Genomic DNA, 18626 nt, shown 5'->3' on the forward strand with positions numbered 1-18626 from the left:
CACCGAGAAATGAAGCAGCTTACTTCTCCGCCAAAATCTGCTATGGCAATGCTGGAGTGGTTTGACAGAACGCTTAATAATCCTCAAGCTCCGCTCAAGTCTATTGAGGTGTTGATTTCGGAGCCGCAAGCGTCAACATACACCGATGCGAATGGATTGGTCGCGGAAATAGCGGCGGCAACATGGAATAATTTCGAAGCTTCGGTACAAGCTTGGTTTGAGCGTGCTAATGCAGATTCCAGCAACGTCGCGATTTTCTACTTCTGTGGGCACGGAATTGGCGATGGCATCAATACCTATCTACTTATGGAGGACACAGGATCTAAAAAGGATCTTTTGATGAGCGCGCTGCATTTAAGCGCATTCAGGATCGCCATGGGGGCATGTAAAGCTCAGAAGCAAGTTTATTTGATAGATGCCTGTCGTACCGTCGATTTGGCAACAGTGTTTACGCCCCATATGCCAGCGCAGTCTGGATTGGAGCCTGGAAACGTATTCGAAGTCTTTGAAGGATCGAATCCAGTCTTGTACTCTGCCCGCCAAGGTGAGCAAGCTTTCGGCGAACCCGAAAACGTAAGCGACTTCACTAAAGCGTTACTTGAAGGGCTGACCCGCTGTGCCGTATTTAGACCTAATGGCAAGCATTGGGCCGTTTCGCCTCAAGAGCTTCAAAAAGCGATCGCTGCACTGATGGACGATTTTAGCGGCAAGCCTCAATGTCCAGCTGACGGAATTGTCGGAACGGGTTTTCAAATACATGTTCTTTCTGGACCTCCAGAGGTTGTAGTACATGTGTCGCTTGATAACGAAAAGGCGAATGCATCTGCTGAGATTAGTTATACCACCAAAGAGAGGCGCGGCACCCGCATGGACAAAGCACACCCGTGGAGGACCTTCATCCCTTGTGGACAATGCTTCGTCGAAGCGCAGTTTGCACCGTCAAGCAAATTTAGTGCTGTAACATTAGAGACAACTCTTTATCCCCCCTTCCAAAACATTTTGCTGGAGGTTCAATGAATCCTGAAATCTGTTTTGAGAGTTCCTCAAGCGGCTTACTTGAACCTGCTCGCGAATTCCTATGCTCGATATGGCCACTCTATCCCGAGGAAGAGCAATTATCACTGGGAGATCCGATCTTTTCTAATCGTACGGTATTGGTTGGTACTAATCTTCCAGAAAGCGAAGAGTCGGTGCTTGAGTTGCCCAAGGCTGGTACTTACGTCGTTGAACTCAGATATCCAAATGGCGCATCATTACGATCTACTATCGTTGTCGTTGAAGGTGAGCGGTATCGATATTTGGTCCCGACTTCTAAGCAACAGGTGTTTAAAAAATCATCACCGCCGCCAAGCCCAAACGGGGTTCCTCGGGTACTAAGTGCTGCGCTTAAGTCTGTAGGACTTCAGGCTCCTGATTTAGAAATCAAATCGGTGCCTCAAAAAAATGTTATTCCGCTTAAAAACTTGCGTGAGTTCGTTACGGAAATTGACAGCTCTTCTCGAGAAAATGAAATCGTAGCGCGAGTTCTAACTGCTGATCTAACTTTCTCAATGGTTCTGCCGAATGGTGTAGTTCACAGCTTTAGGAACGGTTATGATCGCAAATGGCTTGTGATTTCAAGCCGTGGGAAAAGCCAAACTTTGGTGGCATATCCATTCGGTTGGGCGGGAAGGGATGGTGACGCATTCAGCTTGTCTATGAATCGCGTGGCGGAAGATGGCGTCGAGGCGACGAAGTGGTCGGTCTTTCTGAAACTGATGGATCCGGTTTACGGGTCACTGGTTGAGCATTTAACACGACGTGATGTTCAATCTAGCGTTGGAATTTCACAAAGTCTGCGTGGGCAAGCTACGTCAGCATTGTATGAGAAAGAGGACAACCCTTTCGCTGCTGTAGCTGCCGCTTACCTTTTTGCTCTAAATCGCAGTGATCTGGAGTCAGGTAGAGAGTGGATGGAAAACCTTTGCAATCGGTTTGAATGGCTCCCGGACGGACCCATTGCACTTGGATGGAAATTGCTGCGTAATGGGGGGCGTAATACTGAGACCTGGCGTGAAGCGCGTAATCTGTTTATTGCATCACTTGGGCGTGGGCTGCCTTACTATACAGTTGGGCTCCATATTCTTGTTGAGGCGCTTACGACGCTCCTAATGGCGGACCCATCAGACAAAGAGGTTGAAGGAATGCTTACGGACATGAGGGCGGTTGATGTCGCTTGTGTTAGAGACGAGCCTTTTATTACATTCCAAGTGCAAAAGTTCTTGGGATTGCCAGTGAAATACTAAAAGAGGATTCCAATGTTGTCAGTAAGTTCATTGCCGGCTAGTTACGGTGATTGTTTGTGGATTGAATATGGCTCCCAAGCTGAGCCAAGTGTAATCCTCATTGATGCAGGGCCAACAGTGCCGACTGCTCTCAAAAAAAGATTGACAGACCTTGCAGAGCGCAAAGGTGTGCTTGAACTGGTAGTGGTAACTCACGTCGATGCGGATCATATCGGAGGCATGTTGACGCTTCTTCGAGAAGGATTTTATGGTGTTCCGATTCGAGATTTCTGGTTTAACGGATTTCGACATTTGCCAGGACCAGAGACCTTCGGTGAAAAGCAAGGTGAGACCCTAACTGGTCTACTACTGAGCAACAGCGTGGCGTGGAACGTTGACCGTAAGAATGATGGCTTTATGGTCGATGATGGTAAGGAACAGGTTATAAATCTCCCAGGTGGGGCTAAGATTGCCCTCTTGTCCCCAGATGCTAATCAGCTCGCGAGGTTGAAAACCGAATGGATTAAGGTTTGTGGTGAGGCAGATTTGTATGGCCACATTGAGGAACAGAAAATTTATTTTGGAAAGGAAGGTCGAGAAGGGTTTGGTGGAGCAGGTATTTTGAATGTTGGACAATTGGCTAACGAAGATTTTGAAGAAGATACCGCTGTGGCCAATGGGAGTAGCATTGCGTTCGTAGTAGAGTACGATGGTGCTCGAGTCTTATTCGGGGCCGACGCTTTTCCGTCGCGTTTACTTTCGTCTCTTGAAGATCATTATGGTAGTGCTCCTTATCATTTTGATCTAGTGAAAGTTCCTCACCATGGTAGTGAGAATAATGTCTCAATAGATTTCGTTAAGGCTCTTGATTGCCCTCGCTACCTATTTAGTAGTAATGGATCTCGCTACAAACATCCATCAAGGCAAGCAGTGGCGCGGGTTGTTAAATACGGTAAAAATCCTAATCTAATATTTAATTATCGTACAGAATTTAATGCCATTTGGGATGAGGCAATTCTCAAGCACATTCACGATTTCTCAACAACATTTGGTGATGAATCTGGTGTTACCATTAAGATCGATAAGCCAGCTAGTGACATTTAGTCGGCACGTACCCAATACTCGTAAGAGTGGCCGTAGACTTCTGGTGAATTCATGTGAATCAGCCTAAGGACGAGATCTCCGCGCTGTATCTACGCCGTGATGGCATGTAGCCTGGCCATTGAATTCGTAAAATCGACGCTTGCTTGCTCAAGAATCCATACTTCTAGCTTTTCATGGTGGATTCGAAGTAAATCTAGGGGACGATTCGTATAGTGCTTCTCAACCGTAGCACTGGGCTTATGCCCTTGAATTTGGGCAATCACACCAGCAGGAAGGTCGAGCCATTCCGACAGTGACTTGAACGATCGCCGCAGCCCGTGCAGGGTTAGCCCGTCGATGCCAGCAACCGTACACACCGATTTGAGCTGATAATTTGGACTGGTGATATGTCCACCTTTCGTACTCGAGAACACCCAGTCATTGCGCCGGGGTAGGGAAGCAAGAAGGGTTGCTACGTATGGAGTCAGCGGAATCTCGCGCTCGCCCTCTACCTTGTCCCTGATCGTAAGCCCCTTCCATCGAACGTTCAGATCGTCCCAGCGCATTGCCATGATTTCTCCCGGCCTCGCTCCAGTGAGAAGCAGCGTCTGCAGGTAAGCCGCCATCACCGGGTTTCCAAGACTACGGACTGCCGCAAACCATGCTGCCAGCTGTTCCCGCTGTAGCGAGTCACGTTTGACGCCAGGCTTGCCCAAGACCTCCCGAGCCCTCTTGCTGCGGGCAGCATTGGCGGTAACGGCGCTGCCGTAGACAGGATGTTCCATGCACCAGTTCAGAAACGCCTTGAGCATACGGTGCGCAAGTCTTGCACTTGTCGGCCTTTTGGCCGCCTCGACCTTTGCCCACGCCTCGATTCGTTCTGGTACGAGATCGACAAGGCGAACATGGGCGAGAGCCGCGAGTGGGCCAGGTTCCGTCACCTTCTTCTTGCTTCGCGTCCGCGGTTCCCCACCTTCCTTGATGAGTTTGAAGTGGTCAGCGCGGTGGCGCTCGCCCCAGTGCGGCGTCCGGTCCGCAACGTACGTTTCCCAAATTGTCTTCAAGGTGAGAGCGTCTCGTGCTGCCGCATGTTTCGCAGCCTCTTCAGCTGCAGCCTTCTCGGCTGCAGCCGCCTTCATGGCCTCGATTTCGTCTTGCTTGACTTGGCGCGGATCCTTACCGCTGTCGACGATAGTTTGCAGCCTCCTGGCCTCGCTCTCGGCCTGTTCGATCGTCCAGGCCTTGGGCGAACCGATGGTCATGCGAATTGTCTTGCCAGCCAAGGTTGATTGAAAGATGAATGCTTTGGCTCCGGTGCTGGTGGCGCGCAGCGCAAGCTGATGTACTGTCGCGTGCCACAGGAACGACTGCGATTTCCCGTCCTCGCACCTGAACGCTTCGATGCGGCCTGCTGTTAGTTTTACTCTCGACATTCGTTGCTATGCTCTTGTCCGTTCATGAGGTCCATGTAACGGCTGTGTAAGTGAATTTTGAGTATATCAATGAACTCCCATCAACACCAAGAGGCATTGAAAAAATCATAAGCCTATGATTTTTCAGGGTTTTGTCGAAATCTTCAACATTGATCAACACGCCTGAATAGCGATTTCTGCGGACTCATAATCCGTTGGTGCCCGGTTCGACTCCGGGGAGGCCTACCAAAAACCCGCAATGAATCAGGGGCTTGCGCAACATCCGCCAAGCCCCTGATTTTTTTGGTCTCAATGCCCCAGCAGCATCTTCGCCACCGGTAACCACGCCGGCCACAGATATAGGCTGACGTGCGTGACCTGCCAGCCAAAACTCCAGACCAGACCCATCACGTAGGCTGGATGCAACCGCCCGCGGGTCAGCAGGTCGTGCACACCGATGCCGAGCGCGAGCACGTCGTTGGTCAGATGCAGGATCAGGAACGTCGCCCAGAAACTCTGCCCCCAGTAGCCGAACGGGTAGGCGGCGCTGATCGTACCGCCCAGCCAGCGCGCAAAGCCCGCTGTGCTCAGTTGCAGGATCGCCAGCATCATCAGGCGCTTGTGTGCCGCCACCCGCCTGCGGAAAACGATGCCCGCCACGCTCAGGCCAACGAAACCAATCAAATCGCCCAGTTGCACGCTCAGGAATGCCGGATCGCTGTGCGGCGTGCCGAACTTCAGGTTTTGGATCGTATAAGCCGTCAGCGGGCCGACGATGGCGAGCACGCCCACACCGAATGCCATCGCGATGCCCAGGCGCCGGTGCAGGGCGGGCTTCCCTGCGCGAACGAGCAGGATTTGCGCGGTGAACGCGACCAGCCATGTGGCGAACACGGCGGAATGCACGTGCAGGATCACGGGGTAGGGCGGGTCATTGTTCGCGATATGCTGCGCGATCTCACGACCGAAGCCGAGCAGCATCCCGATCCAGATCAGCGTGATATAGATGAGAAAGAGCGAACCGTCGGCAGGGTGGGTGGGTGCGAATTCCAGGCGTGTCCGTAGCGGTTTTGCGGCTGCATCCGAAAACATCGTGCGTCCTCGTTCAACGAAAGTTGAAAGGAGTCTGGCCGACCAGCTGTTCGAGTGGCAATTACGAAAACGCCCAGGAGCGTCAACATTTTTGAGGCAACTTATGCATGAAAAATGCGACGCCATCTCGGCAGCATACCTATGCCGATTTGCGTCAACGGTTCGGCGCAGCGGCGCCGCGCGTCAGCCGCCGCCCGGGTGCGGCGCGTCCAGTTCGCCGGCGATCGTGGGAATCAGCTCGGATACGGTCGGGTGGATCGCCACCACGTGGGTCAGCTGCCGGCAGGTCATCCCGGCAGACATTGCAGCCAGCACCATGTGCACGGCCTCGTCGCCGCCGGGGCCGAGGATGGCGGCCCCGAGGATCTCGTCCGTCTGCCCATCCGCGATGATCCGCATCGAGCCCTGGGCCTCGCCTTTTTCGACGGCGCGTCCCACGCGCGTCATGGGCCGCTTCCCGACGCGAACGGTGCGGCCCTGCGCCAGCGCCTGTTCCTCGGTCATGCCGACGCGTCCAAGGGGCGGATCGATATACAGTGCATAGACGGGGATGCGGTCGTTCACCGAGCGCGACTCGCCGTCCAGCAGGTTGGCGGCGACGATCTCGTAGTCGTTGTAGGCCGTGTGCGTGAAGGCGCCGCGCCCGTTGCAGTCGCCCAGCGCCCAGATGCCCGGGACGTTCGTACGCAACTGCTCGTCGACCTCGATATGGCCGTGCGGACCGGTGCGCACGCCGGCCTTGTCGAGGCCCAGGTCGTCCGTGTTCGGCACGCGGCCGGCCGCCACGAGGATGTGGCTGCCGACGGTCTGTTCCTTGCCGCCATGCGTGATCACCGCGCCGCCTTCCGGATGCGGGCGTACCTCGATGCATTCCGCGTCCAGCCTGAACGCGATGCCCTCGGCTTCGAGGATGGCGCGGATCTCGTCCGAGACGTCGCTGTCCTCGCGCGGCATGAGGCGCGCGCCGCGTTCCACCACCGTCACCTGCGAACCGAAACGGCGGAACATCTGCGCGAATTCCAGTCCGATGTAGCTGCCGCCGATGACGACCAGGTGGCGTGGCAGTTCGCGCAGCGTCACCATGTCGCTGCTGCTGAGCCAATCGATGTCCCCGAGTCCTTCGATGTTCGACGCCGAAGCGCGGCCGCCCACGTCGATGAAGATCCTGTCCGCCTCCAGAAGACGGTCGCCTGCCCGCACCGTGCGCGCGCTCTCGAAGCGCGCATGGCCGTGGATCAGCGTGCAGCCGGGCAGCCCGGTGATCCAGCGCTCGAGTCCCGCGCGGCTCTTGCCGACGATGGCGCGGGTCCGGTCGTTCACGGCCGCCATGTCGACCACGGGCGCGCCCGCGATCGTCACGCCGTATTCGCCGGCCCGCGCGGCCAGGCGGGCGACGCGGGCGCTCGCCACCATCGCCTTGGTGGGCGTGCAGCCGACGTTTACACAGGTGCCGCCCACGGCACGGCGTTCGATGACGGCAACGGTCATGCCGGCCGTTCCCAGGCGGTTGGCCAGGGCGGACGCCGCCTGGCCCACGCCGATGATCACTGCGTCGAATCGTTCGGTGACGGCTGGCATGGCTGCTCTCCTTGTCGACGCCGGCGCGGGTGTCCGGCCGGGCGTTCTATTGTAGGACGTTCGGCCGGGCGGCCGGCACTGGCCGGATTGCGGGGTGCATATCAGCAGCCATACATCTCCGACTGGCACCGCAACCTGGAAACGATCGCTTCCCTGAGCCTGGCCGGCCCCGTCACCTCCACCTCCGGCGCCAGGCGCAGCAACTGGCCGGCCCCATGCTCGACCGACTCGACCGGAATCCGCAACGCGACCCGCCCATCCCGCCGCCGCGACGGCCGCGCGTCCGCCACGGCACGGGCAACGGCGGTATTCAGGTAACGCAGACTCTTGAGCCCGGCCGGCGTCGCCAGCACGTCCGCATGGTCCGTATAAAGCTCGGCCTCGAAGCGCGCGACGGACTCCGCCCAGTAGCGCGCCAGGTCGAACCGCGCCGGCCGTTTTGCGCGCTGCTCCAGCATCGCCGCGCGTTTCACGTTCGAGATCCGGTACGTGCGCGGCTTGCCGTCCGCCGCGGCGACGAGGTACCACGCACCCGCCTTCAGCACGAGCCCCAGCGGATGCACGACCCGCTCGACCTCGTCGCGCCAGCTCTCGTAGCTCATGCTCAGTTGCCTCTCCGACCAGAGTGCTTCGGCGACGACTGCCAGGCACGGCACCGCATCCGCCTCGCGATACCAGTCGACCGGGTCGAGGTGAAAGCGCGACTGCATCTTCTGCGCTTCCGAGCGCGACGATTCCGGCAGCGACGTCAGCAACTTGAGTTGCGCGCCCTGCAGCGGCTTGTCGAGGCCGAGGTCGGCTGCCGGGCCGGCCAGGCCGCTGAGGAAGACGACTTGCGCTTCGGCCGGGGTCAGGCCGGTCAGTCGCGTGTTCCAGCCGTCGAGCAGCCGGAAGCCGCCGGTGCGGCCCCGTTCGGCGTAGATCGGCACACCGGCGGCGGTGAGCTGGTCGATGTCGCGGTGCAGCGTGCGCACGGAGATTTCCAGCGCCTCGGCGAGCGCGGCGGCGCTCATGGGGCCGCGTGTCTCAAGCATCATTTGGATGGAAAGCAGGCGGCTGGCGCGCATGGTCGGGCGGAATATATGACATCAGGTGGCAGATATTCTATTCGATACTGCCTGCATTGATACCAACGAGGAGCCCGCCATGCCACCGACACATCCCCAGGTCGTCGAACTGCGCCAGTACACGCTGCACCCGCGAAAGCGCGATGCGCTGATCGAGCTGTTCGACCGTGAATTCGTCGAGTCCCAGGAAGCGGAAGGCATGAGCGTGATGGGCCAGTTCCGCGATCTGGATGATCCGGACCGCTTCGTCTGGCTGCGTGGTTTTGCCGACATGCCGTCGCGTGCACGCGGCCTGCAAGGCTTCTACGGCGGTCCGGTCTGGGCGGCCCATCGCGACGCGGCGAACGCGACCATGATCGATTCCGACGACGTCCTGCTGCTGCGCCCGGCGTGGCACGGCGCCGGTCTCGCGCATGATCCCGCACGCAGGGCAGGGGGCGCGGACGGCTTCGTGGACATCACCGTGTTCACCCTGAACGATGTCGCGGGCCCGGCACTGCTCGACGTCTGCCGCGAGCGCATGACGTGCGTTCTGCAAAGGGACGGGGCGCTGGCGCAAGGCTGGTATGTCACCGAACCGAGCCCGAACAATTTCCCGCGCCTGCCCGTGCGTGAAGGCGAGCACGTGCTCGTCAGCGTGGCCGTGTTCAAGGAGCCGATCGAACGGAACGTGACGCCGGCCCTGTCGCAGTGGCTCAAACAGCCGCCCCATTCCATGAAACTCGCGCCGACAGTCCGTTCGGCCATCCATGCATAAGGATCCCACCATGAACGATTTCGATTTCCTCGTCGGCCACTGGACAGTCCGCCATCGGCGTCTCAAGGAACGCCTCGTCGGATGCACCGAATGGGAAGAGTTTAGCGGGACATGTTCCCTGCGACCGCTATTGGACGGCCAGGCGAACGTCGACGACAACGTGCTGGAAACGCCGTCAGGCACCTATCGTGCGGCCTCGATCCGCGCCTATGATCCGGCGACGGATCAGTGGTCGATCTGGTGGCTCGACAGCCGCCAGCCCCATGACCTGGGCGTCCCGGTCGTGGGCGCGTTCAAGGACGGCACCGGTACCTTCTTTGCCGACGACACCCTGGACAGCCAACCGATCCGCGTACGCTTCCTTTGGACGGACATCACGGCCGCGAGCGCCCGCTGGCAGCAGGCGTTCTCGAAGGATGGCGGCGCGACGTGGGAAACGAATTGGGTCATGAAGTTCGAGCGCGCCGTTTCTTGAACGTTCCGCGCAGCAGGCCGTCCGCGACGCCGTCCCCGGCAAACGCGCGCTCGCCCGCCGACGCACCGTCCGGCAGCCGCCGCGCATCGGTCTTGTTCGGCCATGCGGGACGGCCGGGGTTCGGTGTCGGGACGGTGTTCAAATTGGGGTTATTCCGCGTCAGCAGGACGACGTCCAATTTGTTCGCCATTCGCATTAACTGATACCGATTGGCAACACTGCTTTTCAGTTTTATTGCATGCACCTAAATGGTGAGGTATCTTGCTGTATCGCAAGAATCTCTAAGAAACTCACCATGTCGGTGCCCCCCACTGAAACCTCGCTGCAGCCCTTGGTCCGGCTCCTCGGCTATGCCCGCTATGTCTTCGCGGGCTTGCTGCTCATCACGGTCATCCTGCTCGTATGGCAGCGCTATGGCATGGAAAAGGTCGTCGAGTTGACCGGCGATCACGTTCCGCTGTGGGTAGAGGATGACCGGTCGGGCGGTGGCGCTTCCGTGGCCTCGCTCGAGCGCAAAGGGCAGGACCTCATCGTGCACTGCCATATCGCGTCGAAGAGCCCATGGCCGTACTGTAAGTTGAGTTTCAATTTCCTCAAGGGGGAGAAGGGCATGGACATGTCCCGTTTCGACTTCTTGACCATCGAGGGGCGATATGCCGGGCCGGGGGCGTCGAAATTCGGCCTGGTGCTTGCGGATATCGAAGAAGGGCTGACCCACCTCGACCAGTGGCAAACCTACAAGATCAACCAGATCGATGCGCTCGACCTGCCGCCCGATGGCAAAGTCTTCGTGATACCGATCAAGTGGTTTGGCGTGGCGCAGTGGTGGAAGGACATGGCGAAGCCGACGCTGGCGCATTCCGCGGTCAATGTCGACAACGTCGCGCGCGCGGAATTGATGATCAATGGCGGCGGCAAGGAAGGCGAGCACGTCTTCACCCTGCACGCCCTGCGCCTGCACGGCAAGATGATCAGCCGCGACACGCTGCTGATGTGGATCGTGGCCGCATGGGTATCGTGCGCCGTCGGCTGGCTCGCGATCCTCACGCTGTCGCTGCGCTCGCAACTGCGGGACAGCCGGGCGGCCGTCGCGCTGCTCAGGACGGTCAACAAGGCGCTCGAACTTGAAGCGCGCGACCTGGCCGGGCAGGTGCACATCGATCCGCTCACGGGCGTGCTGAACCGGCAAGGCCTGCGTGCGGCGCTGATGAGCACGTCGAGCCTGCTGGCCGATCCGATGGCCGTGATCTTCATCGACATCGACCACTTCAAATCGATCAACGACACGCATGGCCACGACGTGGGCGACGATGTCCTGCGCAAGTTCGCCAACGTCATCGCGTCCGGTATCCGTTCGTCCGACCGCCTCGTGCGCTGGGGCGGCGAGGAATTCCTCATCGTCTGTCCGGTGACCAACGTGCACCAGGGACGGACTCTCGCGGAAAACCTGCGCCGTGCGCTGCACCAGCAGGCGTGGCCGGCGGATCTGCATGTCACAGCCTCGTTCGGCGTGGCGCAGCATCACGAGCGCGATGAAGTCGGTGTCGTCATCAAGCACGCCGACGAAGAGCTGTATCGCGCCAAGCAGGGCGGCCGCGACCGCGTTTGCGCCTATGTTCCGGCCGACATGATCGCTAACGCCGCGGCGGCCTGACGTCATAGCGTATAACGATTATGTCCGCGTCCATCGCCTCGCTTCAGCCGTTAGCCCGTATCGTCGGCTATGCCCGTTACGTGTTCGGCGGGCTATTGCTGCTGACGATCGTTCTGCTCACCTGGCAGCGCGTCGGCATGGAGGAGGTGGTCGAGCTGACCGGCGATCATTTCCAGGTCTGGATCGAGGATGATCGCAGCAGCGGCGAAGGCGGCGCTTCGGTCGGGGTGATCGAAAAGAAAGGGCGCGACCTGGTCGTGCATTGTCATGTCGTCCCGAAGTACGGATGGCCATATTGCAAACTCACGTTCAATCTTCTCAAGGGGAATGTGGGTATGGACATGTCAACGTTCGATTACATGACCATTGACGGACACTATTCCGGCACCGGGAACCCGGACTTCAGTATGGCCCTGGCCCAGGTCGAGAAAGGGTTGACGCGGCTCGACCAGTGGGAGACCTTCAAGGTCCACCAGGTCGATAAACTCGATTTGCCGGCCGACGGCGAGTTACGCATTCCGCTCAAATGGTTCGCTGTGGCACCCTGGTGGAAGGACATGGTCAAGCCGTCGATGGAGCACGCGGCCGTCAATGTCGACAATATCGCGCGCGTCGAGTTGCTGATCAGGGGCGACGGCAAGGACGGCGTGCATGTGTTCACGTTGCGCCGACTGCAGTTGCACGGCAAGGTGATCGCCCTGAATACATTGCTGATGGGGCTGGTGAGCGCCTGGGTCCTGTGCGCCGTCGGCTGGCTGGTGGCCGTCACGCTGTCGTTGCGTACGGAATTGAAGGACCGGGAGGCGGCCATCGCCTTGCTCAAGGAGGTCAACAAGGCGCTCGAGCTCGAGGCCCGCGACCTGGCCGGGCAGGCGCACATCGATCCGCTCACGGGCGCGCTGAACCGGCAGGGCCTGCGGGCGGCGCTGATGAGTACGTCGAGCCTGCTGGCCGATCCGATGGCCGTGATCTTCATCGACATCGACCACTTCAAATCGATCAACGACACGCATGGCCACGACGTGGGCGACGATGTCCTGCGCAAGTTTGCCAGCGTCATCGCGTCCGGCATCCGTTCGTCGGACCGCCTCGTGCGCTGGGGCGGCGAGGAATTCCTCATCGTCTGTCCGGTGACCAACGTGCACCAGGGACGGACTCTCGCGGAAAACCTGCGCCGCAGGCTGCACCAGCAGGCGTGGCCGGTTGGCCTGCGCGTCACGGCATCGTTCGGCGTGGCACAGCACCACGAGCGCGACGCGGTCGGCGTCGTCATCAAGCACGCCGACGAGGAATTGTATCGGGCCAAGCGGGGCGGCCGCGACCGCGTGTGCGCCCATATTCCAGACGAAACGACCGCGCCCGCCGAGGCGGCCTGACGTTACCGCCCGAACTACAGCGTTATGTCGGTCCCGAGCCGTTTGAGGATCTGCGCGATCCATTGCGGATGCGCGGGCCAGGCCGGGGCGGTGACGAAGTTGCCGTCCGTGACGGCCTGGTCGACCGGGATGTCGGCATATTCGCCGCCGGCCAGCTTGACCTCCGGCGCGCAGGCGGGATAGGCCGACACGCGCTTGCCGCGGATGACGTCGGCGGCTGCCAGCAGCTGGGCGCCGTGGCAGACGGCGGCGATCGGCTTGTCGGCGTGCGCAAAGCCCCGCACCAGCGCGATCACCTGCGGATCGAGGCGCAGGTATTCCGGCGCGCGGCCGCCCGCGATGACGAGGGCGTCGTAGTCGTCCGCGCTCGCTTCGGCGAAATCGGCGTTCAGCGCGAACTGGTGGCCGGGCTTTTCCGTGTAGGTCTGGTCGCCTTCGAAATCGTGGATCGCGGTCTTGACCTTGTCGCCCTTCTTCTTGCCGGGGCAGACGGCGTGCACCGTGTGGCCTACCGCCAGCAGCGCCTGGAACGGCACCATGGTTTCGTAATCTTCCGCAAAATCGCCGGTCAACAACAGGATCTTTTTCGCTGCCATCGTGTGTTCTCCTTGAAGAGGTTCCCCTGGACTTGCCTCGACAAGATACCATCGTCGCGCGGGCGCCGTAAGGCTTGATGTTCGGCACGGTTTGTTGCCGGAAGCGGACCCGCACCAAGGGAGCTCGCTCCGCGCCCGATCGTGGACGGGCCGGCGCCGGATTGAAAGCGGCTCAGGCCGCCGGCACGCATTCCTCGAGCACGCGCGCACGCAGGGCCGCCAGCGGCAGCGGGCGCGCCAGCAGGTAACCCTGCACGTAGTCGCAGCCGGCCTCGCGCAGCCATTCGAACTGCTCGGGTTCCTCGACGCCCTCGGCGACCACGGTCAGCCTGAAGCCGTGGGCGAGGGCGATCACGGCGCCGGCGATCGTCGTGCCCGACGTGGGCAGCAGGCGGACGAAGCTGCGGTCGATCTTGAGGTGGTTGATCGGGAAGGTCTGCAGGTAGGCGAGCGACGAATAGCCGGTGCCGAAGTCGTCGATCGACAGGCGTACGCCCAGCGCGCGCACGTTGTGCATGAATTCGACGGCGCCGTCCAGGTCTTCCATCAGCATGCTTTCCGTGAGCTCCAGCTCGAGCCGGTCCGCGGGCAGGCCCGTGTGCGCCAGCGTGCTTTCGACGACGCGGATGAAATCCTTGTCGCGCAGCTGGCGCGCGGAGACGTTGACGGCCATGCTGAGCCACGTGCCGGTCTGGCGGTACAGCGCGACGGCGTCGCGGCAGGCGCGGTCCAGCACCCACTTGCCGACTTCGACGATCAGGCCGCTTTCCTCGGCGATGGGGATGAATTCCGCCGGCGAGATATAACCCTGATCCGGATGCGGCCAGCGCAGCAGCGCTTCCACGCCGACCATCTTGCGCGAGCCGCAGGCGTATTGCGGCTGGTAGCACAGTTCCAGCAGGCCGGCCTCGAGGTGGCGCCGCAGGTCGCGTTCCAGGCGCGCGCGCCGCTGCGTGGCGAGGATCATGTCGCGCTCGAACAGGACCACGTTGTCGCGGCCCTTGCCCTTGGCGCGGTACAGGGCGGCGTCGGCGTTGCTGAGCAGTTCGCTCATCGTGTGCGCGTCGTCCGGGAACACGCAGGCGCCGATGCTGGCGGTGGGCATCACTTCGATCCCCTCGACCTGCAGCGGCTGGCGCAGCGCGGCCACGATGCGCTGGCCCGCGCGTTCCAGCTCGGCCGCATCGTCGAGCGGGGCGACGATGACGGCGAATTCGTCGCCGCCGATGCGGCCGATGCGGTCGCTGGGGCGCGCCGTCGCGCGTAGCCGGCTTGCCACCTGTTGCAGCAGGCGGTCGCCGGCGGCGTGGCCGGCGGTGTCGTTGACGACCTTGAAGTTGTCGAGGTCGATCAAGAGCAGGCCGATGCGGCCGCCGCCCTCGGTGCGCATGGCGATTTCGAGCTCCAGCGCTTCGTAGGTGCAGCGGCGGTTCGGCAGGTCGGTCACGGTGTCCGTGTAGGCCAGGTGCTTCAGCTGCGATTCGGCGCGGCGCATGCGGGCCTTGGTGCGGCGCGTGAGCATGGACGTCGTCACCAGCGCGCCCAGCGAGGCCAGGGCCAGCAGGGCGCCGTAGCGCAGCAGGCCGTTGCGGATGCCGACCGTGTCGGCCGTCAGTACGACCCGGCCCAGCGCCATGCCGCGGTAGCGGACGGGCCGCGCCACCGAGAGCGGCGTGAACAGCGTCCAGTCGCGCAGCAGCGACGGCGTATCGTCGACGGCACCGTTGCGGTAGGCGGCGAATTCGACGTCCTGGCGGTCGTACACCGTGGCGGCGGCGAGGAACGACGAGTGGCGGAACGAACGCAGCATCTCGTGCGCCGCGTCCTGGTCGTGGAACATCAATGTGGCCGCAACGTTGTCGGCGATGATCGCGGCCTGCACGGTGAGGTCGTCGGTGAGGTTGCGGCGCAGCGCGACGAACTGGTAAGCGAGCAGGATGCAGCAGGCCACGCCGAGCGCGGCGGCCGCGGCCAGCAGCTGGCCCATGCCGAGCATGCGGCTCAGTTCTCCGGGGCGGCGTGCCGTCGTCGGGTTCATAACACGTTCCTCGCCAGGCGCAGCAGGTGGGAAGAAAAGCGCAGGCCGCTCTTCGCCGCTTCCTGCGTGTCGATGTCGAAGCGGATGTGTTCATCGTCCTCGACGAGCGTGATGGCGGCCTTGCCGCCGGCGCCGTCGCGCACGACGAGCACGCCCGCCGCCAACGCGGCCGGCCGCTCCATCGAGCGCGCCAGCACGGCGATGTCGCAGTGCGCGGCTTTCGGATGCGCCAGGTCCGTCACGGTCCAGGGGCGGTCGTTGACCGGCTTGCCGTTCAGGGCGCTCAGCGCGGACCACAGCGGATTGTCCGGATTCACGCACACGAACAGCGGCCCCTTGGCGGCGGCATCCGGCCAGGTCGTGAACATTGCGAAGTTGAAGATGTACGCCGCCTTCATGTCCTTGCCCTCGACCTGGGCGCGGCAGACGCCGGCCGCCAGGCCCAGGCCGGTTGCAATCGCCAGGATAGCGAGGGCGCGGATCATCGTCAGAACCGCCAGTCGAGTTTCGCGGCCAGCGTGCGGCCTTCGCGCGCGAGCGCGGTCTGCACGAAGGCGGGGCCGGCCACGTCGGCATAGCGCTTGCCGGTGGCGTTGTAGGCGCTGAGCGACAGCTCGGTGCGCGGCAGCAGCCGCAGCGCGGAGAGCGTGACGTTGGCGACGCAGTAGCCGCCGGCCGCGCCCTGGTCGGCCAGGCGCTTGCCGCTGCACTGCAGCTCGGCGCCGACGCGGCCGCCGCGCCAGCCCAGCGGCGCCGTGAGGTTGGCCTTGGCCAGGTGGCGTGGCGAATCGATCAGGGGCACGCCGCCGGTGCCGCGCGCCAGCTGCCAGGAATAGCTGGCGCGCAGGCGTACGGCGCCGAAGTCGCGGTCGAGCGCGGCTTCCAGGCCGCGGGCATCGGCATGGTCGATGTTGCGGAAGATGAGCATGCCCGTGCCCGGCTCGATCTGCTGGCTGATCAGGTCGTCCACCGCGTAGCGGAACAGGGACAGCGTGGCGTGGCCGCCGCCTGCCAGGACGTGTTCCAGCACCAGCTCGCGCGTCGCGATCTTTTCCGGGCGCAGGTTCGGGTTGGGGAGCAGGCCGCCTGCCATCTCCGGCAGCGCGTAATACATCTCGTAGGCGTTGGGCGCGCGGAAGGCGCTGCCCGCGATCAGCTTGACGGTGTCGGACCGCGTCGCCTTGTACACGACGGCCACGCGCGGGCTGAAGCGATGCATGTCCGGGTCTTCGCGGTCGTCGTAGCGCACGCCGGCGTTGACGAGGAAGCCGGCCGGCAGGCGGATCTCGTCTTCCACGAACACGGCGCGGCGCATCGCGTCGCGGTGGTCCTGCAGCAGCAATTCGTAGGGCTGCTGGTTGTAGTTGTACTGGTCGCGGTGCGCGTCGCGTCCCAGCTCGGCGCCGATCACGATCTTCTGGCCCGGCAGGTTCGTCAGCGTCGCGTGCGCGCTGGCTTCGTACCAGCGCGCGTGGGCGCCGTCGACGTTCTGGCGGACCACGCCCTCGATGTCCGGATACCAGCCTGGCCCCTCGTAATCGGCCTGGCCCGACTGCAGCTGGACCGCCAGCGCCAGCGCGGGCGCGAGCTGGCGGTTCCACGCGAGGCCGATGATCGTCTGCGTGTCGCGGGTCTGGTTCGGCGTATTGAACACGGCGCCGAAGGATCCCGTCGGGATCCCCTTGGTGCGCGCGACGTGGCTGGCCGTGAGCGTCACGCCGCCAAAGCTGCCCTTGGCGAGGAAGTTCTGGGCGCGGTCCCAGTCGAGGTGGCGGGCGATGCCGTTGTTGGTCTCGGGGGCGTCGAACTCCGGGTAGTACAGGTCGCGGCCCGCGCGGTTGAAGGCGCTGGCGGACAGCAGCAGGTCGGCGCCGTTCTGGCCGTGCCAGCCGTAGCTGGTGCGGGCCTTGCGCTCGCCCTGGCCGGCCGCGGTGACGGCGCCCTGGACGCCGGACAGGCCGCTGCCGTCGCGCGTGACGACGTTGATCACGCCGAACAGCGCGTTCGAGCCATACACGGCCGAGCCGGGACCGGGCACGAATTCGATGCGCTTGACCATGTCCATGTCGATCAGGCCCGCGGTGCCGATGAGGGCCTGGTCGTACACGGCGTCGTTGATGCGCATGCCGTCGACCAGCAGCAGGAAGCGGCTGTTGTAGTCGCCCGGACGCAGGAAGCCGCGCGCGCCCAGGTACGTGTAGTTGCGGTCGTCCGTCACGTACAGGCCGGGCAGCGTGGCCAGCGCGTCGGCCAGCGTGCGCCAGCCATGGTCGCGGATGTCGGAGGCGATGAGCACGACCGCGGACGATGGTGCGTCGCTGATCGGCTGGGCGAATTTCGATGCGGCCGTGACGACCCGCATCTGCATCAGTTCCTCGAGGGGGATCGTACTCAGCGCACGGATGTCGCCGGTTTCCATGTCGGCGCCGGCGAGCGCGACGGTGGGCCAGGCCAGCACGGCGGTGCAGACGATGACGGACAGGGTGCGTGACGACATGGACGTGGACATGGGATGACAAAGGCCTGCGGTAACAGCCCGTCTTCTGTAAATTGTTTCAAATAATCACATGTCAGTACTATAGAGAAACTTTCGCGGCGTGGCACCGAAAAGTTGCATCGAAAAGACAGAATAACGCATTTATGGCAAGCATCATTCCATATTGCACCAAAAATGGGCGGTTACACTCACTTGCAATTGATACTGTTTCACTCTTTCCACATTGGCGCATGACCGTTACTCTGTACACATATTTGTTACAACGATATGTAAGGGGAACACCATGCAAGCATTTGCTATCCGTCACACCGCCCGTGCCGCCCTCGTCGCCGCGGTCCTCGCCGCGCCATTTGCAGCCCAGGCCGCACCCGACCACCATCCGCGCGCCGAAGCGCAATGCCGCAACTGCGCCACGGTCGTCTCGAACCATACGTACAAACGTGAACCCGAGCGCGCCAGCGGCGTCGGCGGCGTGGGCGGTGCGGTCGTCGGCGGCCTGCTGGGCAACCAGGTAGGCAGCGGCCGCGGCCGCACCCTGGCCACGGTGGCGGGCGCGGTGGGCGGCGCCTATGCGGGCAACCGCATCGAGCGCAACATGAAGGCGGAAACCTATACGGACGTGCGCGTGAAGATGGCGGCCGGCGGGTACCGCACCTTCACGGAGAAGGGCGTGCCGCGGTTCCGCAATGGCGAGCGCGTGCGCGTGCTGGATGGACGCTTGGTGCGCTGACCGCCGT

Annotated in this window: 18 protein-coding genes; 8 read left to right on the plus strand and 10 right to left on the minus strand. The window is 61.9% G+C overall.

Annotation, left to right across the window (positions count from 1 at the left end; genetic code table 11):
- Nucleotides 1-9 precede the first annotated feature (9 nt).
- The 3 genes from ACEN98_RS06065 to ACEN98_RS06075 are packed head-to-tail and all read left to right on the plus strand — an operon-like array spanning nucleotide 10 to nucleotide 3368.
- Entirely contained in the window at nucleotides 10-1017 is a 1008-nt protein-coding gene (locus tag ACEN98_RS06065) for a caspase family protein (RefSeq protein ID WP_413382538.1), read from the plus strand.
- Entirely contained in the window at nucleotides 1014-2285 is a 1272-nt protein-coding gene (locus tag ACEN98_RS06070; protein WP_413382541.1) for a hypothetical protein, read from the plus strand. Before ACEN98_RS06065 ends, ACEN98_RS06070 begins: the two co-directional genes overlap by 4 nt.
- 12 nt (nucleotides 2286-2297) lie before the next feature.
- Nucleotides 2298-3368 carry a ComEC/Rec2 family competence protein gene (locus ACEN98_RS06075; protein WP_413382544.1) on the plus strand — a complete coding sequence of 357 codons (1071 nt, stop codon included), beginning with the start codon at nucleotides 2298-2300 and terminating at the stop codon, nucleotides 3366-3368.
- 89 nt (nucleotides 3369-3457) lie between these two features.
- Here the strand turns inward: ACEN98_RS06075 and ACEN98_RS06080 are convergent, their stop codons facing one another.
- From ACEN98_RS06080 to ACEN98_RS06095, 4 genes are all read right to left on the minus strand, one after another.
- Entirely contained in the window at nucleotides 3458-4780 is a 1323-nt protein-coding gene (locus ACEN98_RS06080; protein WP_413382547.1) for a tyrosine-type recombinase/integrase, read from the minus strand.
- Between the two features lie 288 nt (nucleotides 4781-5068).
- Entirely contained in the window at nucleotides 5069-5851 is a 783-nt protein-coding gene (locus ACEN98_RS06085) for a hypothetical protein (RefSeq protein WP_413382550.1), read from the minus strand.
- Nucleotides 5852-6034: 183 nt separating this feature from the next.
- Nucleotides 6035-7429 carry an FAD-containing oxidoreductase gene (locus ACEN98_RS06090; protein ID WP_413382553.1) on the minus strand — a complete coding sequence of 465 codons (1395 nt, stop codon included), beginning with the start codon at nucleotides 7427-7429 and terminating at the stop codon, nucleotides 6035-6037.
- Between the two features lie 101 nt (nucleotides 7430-7530).
- Nucleotides 7531-8496 (minus strand): helix-turn-helix transcriptional regulator, encoded by a 966-nt coding sequence (locus ACEN98_RS06095; RefSeq protein WP_413382556.1) that lies wholly within the window; start codon nucleotides 8494-8496, stop codon nucleotides 7531-7533.
- A 79-nt stretch (nucleotides 8497-8575) separates the two neighbouring features.
- On the opposite strand from ACEN98_RS06095, the gene ACEN98_RS06100 reads away from it, so the two are divergent.
- Both ACEN98_RS06100 and ACEN98_RS06105 read left to right on the plus strand, forming a co-directional pair.
- The gene (locus ACEN98_RS06100) at nucleotides 8576-9253 is read left to right on the plus strand and encodes an NIPSNAP family protein (RefSeq protein WP_413382559.1); all 678 of its coding nucleotides are present in this window, start codon (nucleotides 8576-8578) and stop codon (nucleotides 9251-9253) included.
- A 10-nt stretch (nucleotides 9254-9263) separates the two neighbouring features.
- Entirely contained in the window at nucleotides 9264-9728 is a 465-nt protein-coding gene (locus ACEN98_RS06105) for a DUF1579 domain-containing protein (RefSeq protein WP_413382562.1), read from the plus strand.
- On the opposite strand, the gene ACEN98_RS06110 is transcribed toward ACEN98_RS06105, so the two are convergent.
- Complete coding sequence (locus tag ACEN98_RS06110) at nucleotides 9700-9918, minus strand: hypothetical protein (RefSeq protein ID WP_413382565.1); 219 nt, start codon at nucleotides 9916-9918, stop codon at nucleotides 9700-9702. The two genes, ACEN98_RS06105 and ACEN98_RS06110, sit on opposite strands and share 29 nt — an antisense overlap.
- A gap of 105 nt (nucleotides 9919-10023) precedes the next feature.
- On the opposite strand from ACEN98_RS06110, the gene ACEN98_RS06115 reads away from it, so the two are divergent.
- On the plus strand, nucleotides 10024-11382 hold the full coding sequence (locus ACEN98_RS06115) for a GGDEF domain-containing protein (protein WP_413382568.1): 1359 nt from the start codon (nucleotides 10024-10026) through the stop codon (nucleotides 11380-11382).
- A gap of 92 nt (nucleotides 11383-11474) precedes the next feature.
- Here the strand turns inward: ACEN98_RS06115 and ACEN98_RS06120 are convergent, their stop codons facing one another.
- Nucleotides 11475-11645, minus strand: a complete 171-nt coding sequence (locus tag ACEN98_RS06120) for a hypothetical protein (protein ID WP_413382571.1) — start codon at nucleotides 11643-11645, stop codon at nucleotides 11475-11477.
- Nucleotides 11646-11741: 96 nt separating this feature from the next.
- Here ACEN98_RS06120 and ACEN98_RS06125 point away from each other — a divergent pair, with 96 nt between their 5' ends.
- On the plus strand, nucleotides 11742-12758 hold the full coding sequence (locus tag ACEN98_RS06125) for a GGDEF domain-containing protein (RefSeq protein WP_413382573.1): 1017 nt from the start codon (nucleotides 11742-11744) through the stop codon (nucleotides 12756-12758).
- Nucleotides 12759-12772: 14 nt separating this feature from the next.
- On the opposite strand, the gene ACEN98_RS06130 is transcribed toward ACEN98_RS06125, so the two are convergent.
- The 4 genes from ACEN98_RS06130 to ACEN98_RS06145 all read right to left on the minus strand — a co-directional run bounded on the left by ACEN98_RS06130 (nucleotide 12773) and on the right by ACEN98_RS06145 (nucleotide 17889).
- Complete coding sequence (locus ACEN98_RS06130; protein WP_413382576.1) at nucleotides 12773-13354, minus strand: DJ-1/PfpI family protein; 582 nt, start codon at nucleotides 13352-13354, stop codon at nucleotides 12773-12775.
- A 172-nt stretch (nucleotides 13355-13526) separates the two neighbouring features.
- Nucleotides 13527-15392: a putative bifunctional diguanylate cyclase/phosphodiesterase gene (locus tag ACEN98_RS06135; RefSeq protein WP_413382579.1), complete on the minus strand. Its 1866-nt coding sequence runs from the start codon at nucleotides 15390-15392 to the stop codon at nucleotides 13527-13529.
- Nucleotides 15389-15877: a YfiR family protein gene (locus ACEN98_RS06140; RefSeq protein ID WP_413382582.1), complete on the minus strand. Its 489-nt coding sequence runs from the start codon at nucleotides 15875-15877 to the stop codon at nucleotides 15389-15391. Before ACEN98_RS06140 ends, ACEN98_RS06135 begins: the two co-directional genes overlap by 4 nt.
- A 2-nt stretch (nucleotides 15878-15879) precedes the next feature.
- Nucleotides 15880-17889, minus strand: a complete 2010-nt coding sequence (locus tag ACEN98_RS06145) for a TonB-dependent receptor plug domain-containing protein (RefSeq protein ID WP_413382585.1) — start codon at nucleotides 17887-17889, stop codon at nucleotides 15880-15882.
- A gap of 283 nt (nucleotides 17890-18172) precedes the next feature.
- Here ACEN98_RS06145 and ACEN98_RS06150 point away from each other — a divergent pair, with 283 nt between their 5' ends.
- On the plus strand, nucleotides 18173-18619 hold the full coding sequence (locus ACEN98_RS06150) for a glycine zipper 2TM domain-containing protein (protein WP_413382588.1): 447 nt from the start codon (nucleotides 18173-18175) through the stop codon (nucleotides 18617-18619).
- The last annotated feature ends 7 nt before the right edge of the window (nucleotides 18620-18626 follow it).

Source organism: Massilia sp. CT11-137, from assembly GCF_047302885.1.
Classification (GTDB): Bacteria; Pseudomonadota; Gammaproteobacteria; order Burkholderiales; family Burkholderiaceae_D; genus Telluria; species Telluria orientalis.